Raw genomic sequence first — 14,322 nt, 5'->3', positions numbered from 1 at the left:
ATATTAAATGACCTTCTGTCAAACGAATGAGCAGGATGATACAATAACTATATCTGTGCATTTGAAAGGTGCTGATTCGGATCGCAATCAATCCAATGATACGAGCGATGCTGAAGGTGATCTCTCGTATGGAGTTAAATGTTAAAAAATATTACCGGGTTGACCGGATGATTAATAATCTCCTGCATTTATCGTTTAACCCGCGATTTAAAATGTGGGATCATAAAATAACGATTGATGGCTATGATTTACCGGTTCGACTCTTTGCACCTAAAGTACTCCAGACAGAAGAAATGATCCTTTTTTTTCATGGCGGCGGATGGGTGAGCGGAACGATAGACAGCTATACTAAAATTTGTGCTCATATTGCTGATAGGACGGGTCGTCGGGTGCTCTCGGTGGATTATCGGCGCGCGCCTGAGTACCCTTTTCCTTACGCTGTTGAGGATTGCTACCAGGCTGCCCGAGAACTTTTTTTATACGACAAGCCGCTCGAAGCATCTGGTGAAAAGGTCGTACTGATGGGTGACAGTGCCGGCGCGTCGCTCGCTGCGGCGGTCAGTCTCATGGCGGCCGATCGAGAGGAGTTTCAGGTTGAGAAGCAAATATTGCTTTATCCGTCTACCTATAATGATCATAGCGAGGTTTCTCCATTTCCTTCGATCACCGAAAACGGTACAGATTATTTGTTGACATCCAAGAAGATACAGGATTATCAAGATCTGTATGTTCAAAATAAGGAGGATCGGAACAGTCCGTATTTCGCACCGCTGTTATCTGATCACCTGAAAGGTCAGCCTAAGACATTAATAATTACTGCTGAACTGGATCCGCTTCGGGACGAAGGAGAAGCTTATGCAGAGAAATTAAAAGAGTTTGGCAATGATGTTGCTGTTTATCGAATAAAAGACGCTCTGCATGGCTTTTTTTCTTTTTCACTGCAAACTGCTCAAGTAGAGCAGTGTTATCAACTGATCAATGTATTTCTTAAGGAGTGAATGAACACGGACCATAATTGGAGCAGTCTGGATAATGCGGCACTTATTTTTCCTGCCGCCGCACAAAAAGCGGACACGCAGGTTTTCCGAATCTCCTGCGAATTATACGAACAAATTGATCCGGTGAGCTTGCAGAGTGCGCTCGATGAAACCATACAAATTTTTCGTGTTTATCAGTCGGTATTGAAACGCGGCTTCTTTTGGTATTATCTTGAAAATACGAATAGAAAGCCGGTTGTTCATGAGGAAAATACGCAACCATGTGCGGCACTGTACAGAAAAAACAGCAAAAATCTGCTTTTTGATGTGAGCTACTTTAAAAATCGAATCAATTTGGAGGTTTACCATGTGCTCTCGGATGGAACGGGAGCGATGCACTTTCTTCGGACGCTGATTACCAAGTATTTGTCTCAATACCATCAAATAGATGAACCGAGCCTAGACTTCGATGCCTCAGCAACGCAGATGAGTGACGATAGTTTTCGCAAATACTATCGGGGTTCTTCAAGAAAGAAACAGACAAGACGAGTATTTGCTTGTCGTCTGCGCGGTCACAAATACCCTGAGGATCGGTTGAAAATCATGACTGGCTTGATCAAAATTCAGCCATTGCTTGATGCGGCACATCGTCATCACACGACACTTACTGTTTTTCTAGCTGCTTGCCTGATGAATGCCATTAGTGAAACGGTTCCCGAACGGGCAAAGAAAAGGCCGATTGTTCTTGATATTCCTGTTAATCTGCGCAGCCATTTCCCTTCCGCTTCAGCACGGAATTTTTTCAGTGTCCTGTTAATCGGATACGATTACTGGCACCATGACGGGACATTTGAGGATGTTGTGAAGAAGATCAGTGATGACTTGCGTGTTGGGTTATCCAAAGAGAAGCTTTCTCAGGTGATTGAAACGTATTCGGCGGTGGAACATAATATTTTTGCTCGTATCACACCACTTATCGTGAAGGATCCTGCATTAAAAGTGGCTTATCACTACGCGGCACGCAGGAAGACGGCCGGTTTTTCAAATCTTGGCATTGTTTCTATGCCAAAGGAGTTGGAGGCCTTTATCCGATCCTTTGACATTTGTTACGGGAGCAATCAACTTCAAGTCTGCATGTGCTCTTTTCAAGATCGCTTGAGTATCAGTTTTTCATCACCTTTTGTCAGTTCGGAGATTCAGAGACGATTTTTTCGAACCTTAACGAGTATGGGCGCTGAAGTTGAAATCACAACGAGTCCCACGGGTAATATGAAGGAAGGGGAAAGCTAAGACATGAAATATTGCGGAAAATGCAAAGTAAGCATTCGTGGAAAAGACGCAAATTGTCCTTTGTGTCAAAGCAGGCTGTCAGGAACTGATGAAGAAGAGCTTTATCCTTTCGTTCCCACCATTTACAGACAGTACGAACTGTTTTTTAAACTGCTGATTTTCGTGACTATTATGATTGGCGTCCTATGTGTTGCTGTCAACCTTATTCTTCCTGATAGCGGTTTTTGGTCGCTGTTTGTCGCCGTGGGAATCGGATGTTTCTGGATCAGCTTGATTTATGCACTGCAAAAAAAAGACAATATCCCAAATAACATCACTGCTCAGGTCTTTATTCTATCAGCCTTAAGCCTCGGATGGGACTGGTTTACCAGTTGGCGAGGATGGTCGCTGAATTATGTGATACCTATTGCCTGCAGCGTTGCAATGATTTCACTTGCAATTATTGCTAAGGTCACGAAAATGCCGGCTGAGGATTACATCGTCTATTTTATCATCGACATTGTATTTGGAATTGTACCGCTTATCCTCTACTTCACGGGGCAAGTCGGATTTATCATTCCATCCGTTATTTGTATTTCGCTAAGTGTACTGTCTCTATCGGCACTCATTTTGTTTGAAGGTAAGAACGTACTACAGGAGATTGCGAAAAATTTTCATGTATAAGGATTGATTCAATGAGGAAAAAGTTCTTATCAGTTCCCGCATTGGTTACAATCGCATGTATCATGTGCTTGCGGTCTCATTAGAAATGGTTGTAATCTCCTTTTGATGGATTAATGATTTCAAATCCTGGTTCAGGGACATAAAAAAATTGAATCCAAACGCCATCAAGGAGCGCCTCACGTTTATCTAATAGGACGTCGATTCCTTTGTCTGTAGAAACAATTTCATCGTGTTCAGTCGGTACCCCATAAGTCAATGCATAATGGGCATGATCTCCATGATTCTCTGTCACGATCACACGCAGCATTTGTCCTTGCGCATCCTCATTCTCAAGCATTGTTTTCATTACTTTTGCTGCATTTCGATTGACTTTGCATTTCATTATCGATTCGCCTCTTTTATTTTCTAGATCACTGTCTTATTATGCCATAATTGGAAAGAAAAAGTCGTGCAAAAAGGCCATATTTTCCAATGGATGCTGAAATATCATTTGTTTATCTGAAACTTCTCTATTAATAAATTCTTGTTAAATTGCTTCCACTCATATATCTTATAGATAACGAATATCTTGTGAAACCAAAACATAACATGGAACGTTAATTGTTAAATTGATACTTTTTGAGGTGAGCGATCATTCTGAAGCGTAATGTCATTATTATAAGTAGCAGTGTCGTGATTATCGCGGCATTAGTTTTTGGAATTATGGGTTACTATCAGGCGACACATTTTAATGCGAATGTAACGATAAATGGTGTCAAAGTCGGACATCTGAAGCCCGAACAGGTAGTGAGTAAATTGGCTTCGCAAACCCTAAAAAATGATGTCTTTATTGGAGATGAGAAGATCATCAACGGTAAGAACACAGTAGCTAAATTTACGAAACAAGATTTATCAGCCGTAAATCGAGTTTTTAAAAAGCAACAGACATGGGTACCATCATTCAAGACAAATAATTATGCACTAAATCCAGCAGAAAAAGACGATTATCGATCAAGCACACTGAAGAAACAAGTGGAAGACCGGCTAAAACAATTAAATAAAAAATTGAAAGCACCTAAAGACGCCTATGCTTACATAGAAGATGGTGATCTAAAGGTATCTAAAAGTGAAGCCGGCGAGCAATATGATATAGAAAAAATCATGAGCGATTATGACAAACAGGAGTATAACAGTGAAATCCATCTAACGTTATCGCGTCTGCACCCAATTAAGGAAGATAGCAAAATAGTTAAAGATAAAACTAAAGTACTTAAGTCGCTCATGAATCAGAGTGTAAATTATTCGGTTCAAAATAAAGTCTACGCTTTAAATGCAAGTGAGTTGATCAAAAATGCAAAAGCAACATCAAAGATGAAAGTGACGATTGATCCAAGTGAGCTGAAAAATAAGATCGAAGAAATCAATAATAATCAATCGACCTTAAATAAGAAATTTCAATTTAAGACGCATACAGGCAAAATTATCTCTGTTCAGGGCCAATCCTATGGATGGGCGCTGAACGTAAGTAAAGAAACCGACCGGATTCAGAAGGCGTTTGAAAATGGAACAACGTCACTGAAAGCCTACAATGTCTATGGTGTTGGGTACAGCACCTACGGCATCGGTTACCATAACACGACGAATAACGGAATTGGAACAAGCTATGCAGAAGTATCTATTGCCGAACAAAAAATATGGATCTATAAAAATGGCAAACTCGTCATTACTACAGATGTAGTGACCGGTCGACATGATACAAATGAAGATACACCAAAGGGTCTTTGGTACGTCATGTACAAAGAATCTCCTTCTACTTTGGAAGGAAGCGAAGCCGGCAACGCACATTATTCGGTAAAAGTTGACTATTGGGCACCGTTTACACTCAGCGGTTGTGGCTTTCATGATGCCAGCTGGAGAAGAAACTGGAAAAAGGATGCATACTTAACACAGGGATCAGGCGGCTGTGTCAATACACCTCCGTCCGTAATGAAAACCGTCTATGATAATCTCGAACAAAACGAGCCGGTAATTATCTATTAATCTTGAATCTGAAGAGACTGTCTCATCAATCTATCTTTTTGATGAGGCGGTCTCTGTTTCATTTTGCTTATGTTCTGCATAACATCCTTTTTAAGAGATGATAGCGCTTTACTGAATTAGTCAATAGAGAGATAATAAAATGGTTACAACGACACGGTTAGGGGGAACATATCTTGTCAAATCAGACTGTGCTCATTATTAATGGTATGGACACTCGTTACAATGATGTTGCAAAAGGTGACTTAAACACGTTTCTTTCAGACACTGCTGCCGGTTATTTGAAGGATAAGGGATTCACTATACTGGCAACTACTGTTGCGGACGGATATGATGTAAACGAAGAAGAGAATAAATGGAAGAAGGCCGACTTTATTCTTTTTCAATTTCCGATTTATTGGTTTGCTGCTCCTGCTGTCTTGAAGCGGTATATCGAAGATGTTTACACTTATGGTGTTTTCTACTCCAGCACATTCGAATATGGAAGAGGCGGTTTGCTGAAAGGCAAAAGCTATTCCGTATCCACGACATGGAATGCACCGAACGATGTATTTGATACACCAGGGACATTTTTTAATGGTCGCACTGTCGATGACGCGCTCTCAGCATTTCATGATACTCAAGATTTCGTTGGCTTAACGAAATTGCCAAGTATATCTTTTCATGATGTTATAAAGAATCCCAACGCATCAGTCTATGCGGACCAGCTTAAAAAGCACTTGATCCAAATTTTCAAAGGGTAAACTCGATCGGTGAAAAATCACTGTTCCTTTCTTATGTTCTAAGATTTGGCAAGGTTTGCTGAACGACACGTTGGCAATTGTTTGTATCATAAAAATCAAAATGGTTTTTCTGATTGACCTTGTTTTGATAATAATCTGAGTGTTTGCTGAGTGAGAGGATTTCACCCAGCATTTTTACTGTATCGTCAGCGTTATACGTGACACTGCCAAACAGATCCTTTGAAAAATCCAAGTAGGATCCCCGTTTTTCCAAATACTCGGATTGATCGAATTGATAGAAGAGCACAGGCTTGTCCAAGTAGTAGAAGTCCCATGAGACACTGGAATAATCAGTGATCAGCACATCACTTCTGAGTATCAATTTCTGAATCTCTTCATCAGGATTGCAAAAATACACGGAATGAAGACGATGATTTTGCTCCATAAACTTTTTAAATACAGAATGGAGGAAAGGATGCAGCATAACTTTTAAGTGATAGCCGTAGTGCAGCAGCGTTTGTTCTAACAGTTGGTTATTTAGCAATGCAGACACATGTTTATAGAAATCGCTGAAGAAAAAGCTTTGATCGGCATTCAACCATTCTCTCCACGTCGGCATGTAAAGAATAGTCCGTGTCGATGGTTGATCATGTTTGAGATACAGTTCATCGTATCTCGGCAGTCCTGTGACGATTAACTTATTTTCCGGAATTCCCCATTCATTTTTCTTGATCAGTTTTTCCTGCTTTGAGGAGCAGACAAAATAATTACTGTGTCGGGTATCGAAAATAAACAGGTTACGTTTTAGACCATCGATTCCGTGCCCTAAATACACTTTAATCAATTTTGTACGGGCGAAAGGAGTGAAATCAATCTCCGGAGCTACATCAGACTCAAGTGAATGCGAATAATAGCAGATGACGGCATAGCCATAAAGAAGATAATTCCATACAGAACCCAACTGATAAGTCGGTCCTCCGATGGTACGCATAAGCGTATCATTACGATCAGTCAAACCAAAGTAAACCGTGTACTCCGGGTGATTTTTGATTAGAAAGCGATGTAATGCGGCTGCGTTATCCGCGTATTTTTCACCACAATGTCCGCCAATCAACACGATTTTTTTCTTTTTAAAGTAAATGAAGAATAATGGCTTCAGCAGTACCGCCAAGAGCATAGCCGGCAAGTAGCGTAAGAACCCTTTTCTACGTGATAAAAATGATTTTTTGGCAAGCATCGTTTTGGATTCCGTCCTTTTAGGATTGCAGATAATAGATATTCGTTTTAATTCAGTATGGGCATTACGAGGAACTCAGGTCAATCAGATTGCTCATGATGATTGATTTTTAAGCTGTGAAAAAGTTAATCGGAAAAGGGATTAAACGAGGAATTTTCAGCAATACGGGCAGTTTATAAAGTGACAGTAGTTAGATAAAAATAACATTTATTAAATTTATGCCTGCTTCTTTTTCATTAGAAAGATCGCGATACCTGCAAGTATGGTGGTGATGCCAATGGCTTGCTGCAAGGTGACGCTTTGCCTTAAGAAGAAGTAAGCAAGGATACAGGTTCCAACCGGTTCGCCAACGATACTCATAGATATTGTAGATGTGCTGAGCCATCTCAGCAGCCAATTGAAAATTGTCTGTCCGAGAATAGTTGAAATGAGAGCGAGACATACAAACCATAACCAATTGTTTGCAGAATAGTCAGTAAGTGAGAATCCACTGATCACGGAATAAGTGAAGAGAAAGAGTGCACTGCTGCCATAGCCAATAATCGCATAGGGAAGCAGGGACAGTTTTTTGCGAAGTTCTTGGCCGAGAAAAAAGTATCCGGTAATCAATCCGGCGGCAATAAATGCGAGTAAGTCACCGAAAAGAGCGACACCGCTTATCTGAAAGTCTTGCCAACCAATGATTACACTGCCTGTGATCGCTAGAAGCCCACCAAATAGTGATTGGCGAGTTAGTTTTTCCCCGAAAAGAAAATAGCCTCCGATAAAAGCGAACAAAGGCTGCAGGGTGACAAGCACAGTTGAGCTTGCGACAGAAGTGAATCTGAGCGATTCAAACCACAGGGCATAGTGAGCAGCAAGAAAGAATCCGGAAAGCATGCCGAGAGACCATTGCTTTTTGGACAGTTTTCGTAATGCTGAGCGATTTGATTTATTGAATAGGAGAAAGGGCAAAAGTACGACTGTTGAGATAAGCATGCGATAACCGGCAATAATCGTCGACGGGGCGTCAGATAATTTTACGAAAATAGCTGATGTAGAAAGCGAGAAAGCGGCAAAGAAAAGAATAATATATAGGTACTTGCGGTTCATTGTTTCCAAAAAAAATCACTTCCGTTCTTGATGTTTGGACAAAAGATGCATAAATTGATTCTATCATAAAAATTTAGCAAACCATTGAGTTTTTGTTACAAAAAATATCAAGTAATGGTATACTGGTTGACCTGATGCACATTTTCTAAAAATGAACAGTATGATCAATACAAACCATGCATCTAAGAGAAAAGAGGCATAATTTGCGATTCCGTGACTTCCACAAAAATATTAAAATAAGAATCATTGAAACATTTACCAGCCGGTTTGTAGGCGGGATGATTTTTCCTTTTATGACCATATATTTAGCACAGCATTTTGGTGCAAAAACGACGGGTTTATTGTTGCTCATTAACATTTTTATTGGTATCACAAATTCGTTCATTGGTGGTTATTTATCGGATCAATTCGGTCGAAAAAAAGTAATGTTTTATGCAGAATGCGCTCGTTTTGCAGCATTTGCCGTTATGATGGTCAGTAATTCACCTTTTTTTGAATCGGCAGGACTTACCTTCATGATGATGATTGTTAATAGCATTTCTTGGGGACTTGCCGGACCGGCTAATGATGCGATGCTGATCGACGTCAGCACACCGGAGCAGCGTAAATTGATGTATTCAATTACGTATTGGGCGAACAATTTGTCCATTGCCATTGGCGGAATTCTAGGCGCTTTACTGTTCCAGCACTATTTATTCGAACTCTTTGTTGCTCTGTGTATTGTGGAACTAGGGGTTGTTTTTCTCGTTGCGTTCTTTATTCAAGAGAGCCATGTTCATCATCAATCTAGTCAAATGTCGTTAAATAAGCATCTATTACATATTTTTTCCAGCTATCACAGGGTATTTCAGGACCGGCTTTTCATCGTTTTTGTCATTGCCGGAGTTCTCGTTTTTTCAATGGAGCTGCAGCTGACCAATTATATCGGAATTCGTCTAAGTGAGGAGATGCCGACACAGTCATTTCTTTTCTGGAGGGTCAACGGATTAACGATGCTTGGCTTTTTACGCAGTGAAAATACGATACTTGTTGCACTGCTCATGTTATTTGTGTCGGGTGTGAGTAAACGTCTGAATGATAAAACAGCATTAATTGGCAGCTGTGCACTTTTTTCGATTGGTTATGGCGTGCTTGCCTACACGGATAATATTTGGCTTTTGGTCACATTCATGCTTATCCTAACAGTAGGCGAAGTCTTTCGAGTGCCGGTAGAACAATCCTATGCCGCGGCCATTCCGCCGGAAAATGCACGGAGCATATATATGGCTATTAACGGTTTGAAATATAATCTTGCTATGCTGATCGCGTCTGCAACAATCATGATCGGCACCTATTTATCAACCCTTGCAACAGCACTGATCATCACTGTTATTGGACTTACCGGAACCGTACTTTACATGGCCATTTTGCCGCATGTCGATAAACGGACTATTTCGCGGCGGGTTGAACCAAAAAATGCTGAAATGTAAAATTAAGTGCTAATGAATAAATGAACGATTGGGAGGACTATATAATGTATAATGAAATCACTGCTGAGAAAGTGGAACAATTGCGCTTACAAGGTAAAATCGCCAGCATCATTGATGTACGCGAACCTGATGAATTTAATGAGGGGCACATTCCCGGCGCAGTTAATATATCGGTTAACATTATTCAGTCGCGGATGAATCAAATTGATAAAACGAAAGAACATGTTCTCGTTTGTCATGCAGGTGTGAGAAGTGCGTTTGCTGCTGAGCTGCTATCCGCAAACGGCTATAACGTGAAAAATATGATCGGCGGAATGGTCGCTTGGGATGGCCAAGTTACCTATTAATTGATCCAGAAAAATTCAGCCAACCGATTGACTAGCTAAAAAAATCGTTATCCGGTTAAATCACTAGTTGTAACTTTTCATTTTATAAATGAGTACAAGCCATAATATAAAGACGGCTCAAATTCACTTTGAATTTGTGAGCCGTCTTTGTTCGTTTCGATGTAACTTCCATAGATAGGGGCAGAGCAATGCGGGATTATCCGGAGAAACCTCTCTGCAGATTCGGTTTGCCTCCGTTTTGCTGATTTTTCGATTAAAATAAGCGGTGAGCCATTTTTCCAAATGCGAGTCGAACAAAGCTTCACTCTGCTCCTTGTTAATAAACGGATAATCAAAATCGAGAGAAAGAATCAAAAATAAGAAATTTGCCTTTTTATCACTAATTCCGGATACCTCTTTAATCGCCGCAACAAATGTGCGATAATCTGATGAATGATGCAGCAGCTGGTCTGCTGAATGATAGTGGTCATTAATGACAAACGATAAAGATAAGATATAATCAGAAATTTTCTTCGGAAAGCGATGCAAAGCCGGTTTTTGAGCAATAGCGCTTTGGACGGCTGAGTTATTTTCAATCATCCATTGCGGATTGAAGTGATCAGCACCAATTCGCTTACTTAAATTATTAGGAAGATTCCAAGCGATTTCTGACTTTACCGATTGATCGGCGATGACAGCCATCAGCAATGCGAACCCGTTGTTTTCAATAAGGGTTCTGCTGCTGGGCAGCATGCGGATTCGATCCAGAATAGATTGCGGTTTGTTCTGTTCAAAATCACATCTTAGGTTTCTCAACTTTTCTTCATATAAATCGTCAACAGCCATGAGTGGCAGCCTCCAAGATCATATTAGGCAAGATAAACCAATTATAGCTGCAAGGAAGCAGTAGGTCATCTTTTAGAAATTCATGATTATTTCATTGATACGGCAATTGCTAGAAGCGCCAATGGATCGTTGCCGGTTAGTTCATAAATTGAGCTTCGATCTTGCCATCGGATCATACTCTGGCGATTATCTGTATATGTCTGAACTCTGCCGTATTGATGAGGAACAGGCAGAGAATGAACTTCTAAATAGTCAACGATAGACCGCGCTAATTGTTCTCCTTTTGCGGATTCAGAAGTCGGCGATAAAGATGCAAGTGTCCATCGTCCTTCATTCCAAGAGATTCCTGCAGTGCCTGCCCCAGCATCGGCATACCCTGTAATCTGATGTCCGAGAGGAACAGCTTCACCATCAGAACTTCCATATTTATGATACGTCATCTGTTTGGCAGCTTGAGCCTCATTTGAATAGGTGTGTCTAGTAATCACTGCGATTGTTTTTGCAGTTGACAGTCTCTTATCATTGACCTTTAAAGGGGTGCTGGTTTGTTTAAATGTGACCGTATACCCACTTGCTTGATTTTTCACGACAGCTGAAATATAGCTTCCATTTTCAATTGGCAATTTTTGCGGAAGGAGCGGTTGGGCCTGACCTTTTAATAGAGATTTAACGTCCATTATCGTCTTTTGCAGTGTGCCTGTTTTCTCGGATACTTGCTTTTTTTCTGGTTTATTTTTCGTCGCGGTGCTGCTGTTCGCGTTATCTTGCACACTAGAGCTGCTGCTTGCTTTTGACGAAGAACTGTCTGCCTGACTTGATGAAGATTGATGAACTGATGCACTTCCGTCTCCAGTGTCTTGCGTACAACCGGCTATCAATGAAACTGTGAGCAGGAATGCAGCAATAAACGTCAGCTTTTTCATGTTTATCCCTTCTTTCCTTTAATTAATTCCCTAAATGGATAAGTTAAAAACAATGGATTCAAATCTTGAAAATAATAAAATTGATTATTGTTTGCCAGAGAACGTGTCGAAATGAAAAATAAGGAATTTTAGCTTATCAAGTCTATTCGTGCTATTATGCTATTATAAAATCATTAATGGAAAAATCAGGTGATTTGATGAAAAAAGGAACAACAATTATAACGCTCGACAATGGTTACCATTTATGGACCAATACCCAAGGAAGCGGCGATATTCATTTACTCTGTTTGCATGGAGGACCAGGCGGCAATCATGAGTACTATGAAAATTTTGCAGAGAAGCTTGCAGAGCAAGGGTTGAGCATTCAGGTTCATATGTACGATCAGCTTGGCTCCTTGTATTCGGATCAACCGGATTACTCGAATCCTAAGATTGCTGAGAAGTATTTAACCTATGACTATTTTCTTGATGAAGTCGAAGAGGTACGGCAAAAATTGGGATTGGATCATTTCTATTTGATTGGTCAGAGCTGGGGTGGCGCGCTTGTCCAAATGTACGCGTTGAAATACGGTAAGCACTTAAAAGGAGCCATCATTTCCTCCATGACGGATAATATCGATGAATATGTTGCCAATATCAACAAAATCCGCGAGGACACGCTGCCTGCAGACGCAGTTGCTTTTATGAAACAGTGTGAAGCAACTAATGACTACGATAATGATCGTTATCAAAGCTATGTGGATATTTTAAACGACGGCTACGTTGATCGCAAGCAGCCGAAGGCCATTTCGCATCTGTCCCCAACGATGGCGGTTCCTGTCTATAACGCGTTCCAAGGAGACAATGAATTTGTTGTTACCGGGAAGCTAAAGGAATGGGATGTACGTGATCAATTGAAGAACATTACCGTGCCAACGCTAATTACGTTTGGCGAACATGAAACAATGCCGCTGGCAGCTGCAAGGCGCATGGCGAAAACGATTCCGCATGCACGACTTGCGACTACACCAGAAGGCGGACACCATCATATGATTGATAACGCCCCGGTTTATTTCGATCATCTCGCCACCTTTATTAAAGATGTTGAGAACGATCATTTTCATGATTGAGAGATAAACATTTTGATCCGCCAGTAAAAGGGCGGATCAATTTTTTTGCAACATATGCAATGTTTTTATGTTATTATTTTCCAAAAGGAGGAGAAAACGTGAAAAAGAAAATCAATTGGTTCATTTTTTTTCTCGTCAGCAGTTTATTAATTACCGGCTGTTCCGATCAAGGCAAACCTGTGAAGGTAACAAAACCGATGGATCAAGTTATATCAGATTACATCCTAGCTCATAACAAAACGCTTTTTGAAAAAACCGAGCAGCAATTTGAAGCACATAAACTATACGGAGCGAGAAAAAAAGATAGCGGAATCATCGACGTTTACCTCTACTATCTTTATGAGGGATTCAATCGAGATACAAAGACTGAAAGTGTAAGCGGCGGCTCAGTTCCTGTACGACTCAAATTAAAAAAAGTAGAGGGCGGTTATAAAGCTGTTGGTTATAAAGAGGCTGAAGACGGCAGCAAATATACAGACTCAATTAAGGAAATGTTTCCAAAAGAGTACGCGGATCAAGTGCTGAATGTCAACAACCGACAGGCGGCCGCCCAAGCATTACAAAAAAAAATCAATAAACAAGTTGTCAAATGGTTGAACCAGTGACATGATTAATGCATAATTTTGTGTTTCTTAAGGAGCGACCTGTATGTCTCTTATCACCGGCAGACTGATGATTATCGCACTGCTTTTACTTGTGGTTACAATGATCGAAACGCTTGCTTACTCGATACGAATTTCTGGCGTACGAGTTAAACTGATGGCGACTGCCATTTCACTCTTCAGCACGATCGTTCTGATTTCCCGGTTTTCAACTATGTTTCAACAACCGCTCACGGCAAAGCTAATTGCTGATGCGCCGGCTGCAACAAAGCTGATGTTTATCGAGGAACAATATCGTATTCTCCTCATTGTTGTCTCTATTGGTGTCATATTAGGGATTGTTCTGTTTCCGACATTTATCGGTGTCTTTTCCCGAGCAATTATTCAGTTGGCAAATGAAAGAGGATCGATCGTCTCATTGTTTGCGAAGTGGAGCAATGTCAAAGGCATGAAGAGACTCATTAGTTATGTACGTCTGCCTCATTTTAAAGATTTAAAAGGGATCACTTATCAAACAATCCCGAAACGACTTTTTGTCATTAATGTTGTGATCACAGCTGTCTATTCGGTAGGTATTCTTGCCTCTTTATATGCGTCATTACTCGTTCCTAAAGATTACGGGCAGGCAGCAGTTCTGTCTTCAGGAATAATTAACGGCATTGCAACCATTTTGCTCACCTTGTTTATTGATCCTAAAGCTTCTGTACTGGCTGATCGCGTTGCTAAGAAAGAGAGCAGATACATCTATTTAAAAAGCTATTCATTGACGATGATCAGTTCAAAATTGATTGGAACCTTGGCAGCTCAGGCAATCTTTATTCCGGCCGCATACTATGTCGCCTGGTTTGCGAGGTTAATGTAACTGAATTCGAAACAAACAGGTAAAAATAGATAGAAAAGTGCAGATGATCAAAATCATTAAAAACCTGAATTATTCATAAAGCATAATTTCACCGCTTTTTAAGGGGCGATTATTTGAAGAATCGAGTGATTTGTCCTTTATCGCTTTTTAATTTGAGTCAATAGTCGGACGTTCTGATGATCTAAGGG

At 40.5% G+C, this 14,322-nt stretch carries 15 protein-coding genes; 10 read left to right on the top strand and 5 right to left on the bottom strand.

Annotated features, from left to right (window positions below):
• The first annotated feature begins 128 nt into the window (after positions 1–128).
• The 3 genes from NOM01_RS00140 to NOM01_RS00130 are packed head-to-tail and all read left to right on the top strand — an operon-like array spanning position 129 to position 2,930.
• The gene (locus tag NOM01_RS00140) at positions 129–998 is read left to right on the top strand and encodes an alpha/beta hydrolase (RefSeq protein ID WP_255745347.1); all 870 of its coding nucleotides are present in this window, start codon (positions 129–131) and stop codon (positions 996–998) included.
• Positions 999–2,267 (top strand): condensation domain-containing protein, encoded by a 1,269-nt coding sequence (locus NOM01_RS00135; protein ID WP_255745346.1) that lies wholly within the window; start codon positions 999–1,001, stop codon positions 2,265–2,267. It begins immediately after the preceding gene.
• A gap of 3 nt (positions 2,268–2,270) precedes the next feature.
• Positions 2,271–2,930, top strand: coding sequence for a DUF6320 domain-containing protein (locus NOM01_RS00130; protein WP_255745344.1), 660 nt, complete (start codon positions 2,271–2,273; stop codon positions 2,928–2,930).
• Between the two features lie 79 nt (positions 2,931–3,009).
• Here the strand turns inward: NOM01_RS00130 and NOM01_RS00125 are convergent, their stop codons facing one another.
• The gene (locus NOM01_RS00125; RefSeq protein WP_255745342.1) at positions 3,010–3,312 is read right to left on the bottom strand and encodes an iron-sulfur cluster assembly accessory protein; all 303 of its coding nucleotides are present in this window, start codon (positions 3,310–3,312) and stop codon (positions 3,010–3,012) included.
• A 386-nt stretch (positions 3,313–3,698) separates the two neighbouring features.
• Here NOM01_RS00125 and NOM01_RS00120 point away from each other — a divergent pair, with 386 nt between their 5' ends.
• Both NOM01_RS00120 and NOM01_RS00115 read left to right on the top strand, forming a co-directional pair.
• Positions 3,699–4,949, top strand: coding sequence for a L,D-transpeptidase (locus NOM01_RS00120; protein WP_255745990.1), 1,251 nt, complete (start codon positions 3,699–3,701; stop codon positions 4,947–4,949).
• Between the two features lie 173 nt (positions 4,950–5,122).
• Positions 5,123–5,689: an NAD(P)H-dependent oxidoreductase gene (locus tag NOM01_RS00115; RefSeq protein WP_255745340.1), complete on the top strand. Its 567-nt coding sequence runs from the start codon at positions 5,123–5,125 to the stop codon at positions 5,687–5,689.
• 31 nt (positions 5,690–5,720) lie between these two features.
• On the opposite strand, the gene NOM01_RS00110 is transcribed toward NOM01_RS00115, so the two are convergent.
• Together NOM01_RS00110 and NOM01_RS00105 are read right to left on the bottom strand one after the other, a co-directional pair.
• Positions 5,721–6,905 carry a CDP-glycerol glycerophosphotransferase family protein gene (locus NOM01_RS00110; protein ID WP_255745338.1) on the bottom strand — a complete coding sequence of 395 codons (1,185 nt, stop codon included), beginning with the start codon at positions 6,903–6,905 and terminating at the stop codon, positions 5,721–5,723.
• Between the two features lie 216 nt (positions 6,906–7,121).
• The gene (locus NOM01_RS00105; protein ID WP_255745989.1) at positions 7,122–7,997 is read right to left on the bottom strand and encodes a DMT family transporter; all 876 of its coding nucleotides are present in this window, start codon (positions 7,995–7,997) and stop codon (positions 7,122–7,124) included.
• Positions 7,998–8,173: 176 nt separating this feature from the next.
• Between NOM01_RS00105 and NOM01_RS00100 the strand changes: the two genes are divergently transcribed.
• Both NOM01_RS00100 and NOM01_RS00095 read left to right on the top strand, forming a co-directional pair.
• On the top strand, positions 8,174–9,466 hold the full coding sequence (locus NOM01_RS00100) for an MDR family MFS transporter (protein WP_255745337.1): 1,293 nt from the start codon (positions 8,174–8,176) through the stop codon (positions 9,464–9,466).
• A gap of 44 nt (positions 9,467–9,510) precedes the next feature.
• Positions 9,511–9,813, top strand: a complete 303-nt coding sequence (locus NOM01_RS00095; protein ID WP_255745336.1) for a rhodanese-like domain-containing protein — start codon at positions 9,511–9,513, stop codon at positions 9,811–9,813.
• Positions 9,814–9,936: 123 nt separating this feature from the next.
• On the opposite strand, the gene NOM01_RS00090 is transcribed toward NOM01_RS00095, so the two are convergent.
• Both NOM01_RS00090 and NOM01_RS00085 read right to left on the bottom strand, forming a co-directional pair.
• On the bottom strand, positions 9,937–10,638 hold the full coding sequence (locus tag NOM01_RS00090) for a hypothetical protein (RefSeq protein ID WP_255745333.1): 702 nt from the start codon (positions 10,636–10,638) through the stop codon (positions 9,937–9,939).
• Positions 10,639–10,724: 86 nt separating this feature from the next.
• Positions 10,725–11,561: a hypothetical protein gene (locus tag NOM01_RS00085; RefSeq protein ID WP_255745331.1), complete on the bottom strand. Its 837-nt coding sequence runs from the start codon at positions 11,559–11,561 to the stop codon at positions 10,725–10,727.
• A 197-nt stretch (positions 11,562–11,758) separates the two neighbouring features.
• Here NOM01_RS00085 and NOM01_RS00080 point away from each other — a divergent pair, with 197 nt between their 5' ends.
• The 3 genes from NOM01_RS00080 (at position 11,759) to NOM01_RS00070 (ending at position 14,134) form a co-directional block, all read left to right on the top strand.
• The gene (locus NOM01_RS00080; RefSeq protein ID WP_255745330.1) at positions 11,759–12,670 is read left to right on the top strand and encodes a proline-specific peptidase family protein; all 912 of its coding nucleotides are present in this window, start codon (positions 11,759–11,761) and stop codon (positions 12,668–12,670) included.
• A gap of 98 nt (positions 12,671–12,768) precedes the next feature.
• Positions 12,769–13,275, top strand: coding sequence for a hypothetical protein (locus NOM01_RS00075; protein ID WP_255745328.1), 507 nt, complete (start codon positions 12,769–12,771; stop codon positions 13,273–13,275).
• A gap of 43 nt (positions 13,276–13,318) precedes the next feature.
• Positions 13,319–14,134 carry a lipid II flippase Amj family protein gene (locus NOM01_RS00070; RefSeq protein ID WP_255745327.1) on the top strand — a complete coding sequence of 272 codons (816 nt, stop codon included), beginning with the start codon at positions 13,319–13,321 and terminating at the stop codon, positions 14,132–14,134.
• The last annotated feature ends 188 nt before the right edge of the window (positions 14,135–14,322 follow it).

This window comes from Sporolactobacillus sp. STSJ-5 (assembly GCF_024385605.1).
In the GTDB taxonomy this organism is placed as follows: Bacteria; Bacillota; Bacilli; order Bacillales; family Sporolactobacillaceae; genus Sporolactobacillus.
Note: the sequence above shows the minus strand (reverse complement) of the source record. Positions and strands in the feature narration are given on the sequence as shown.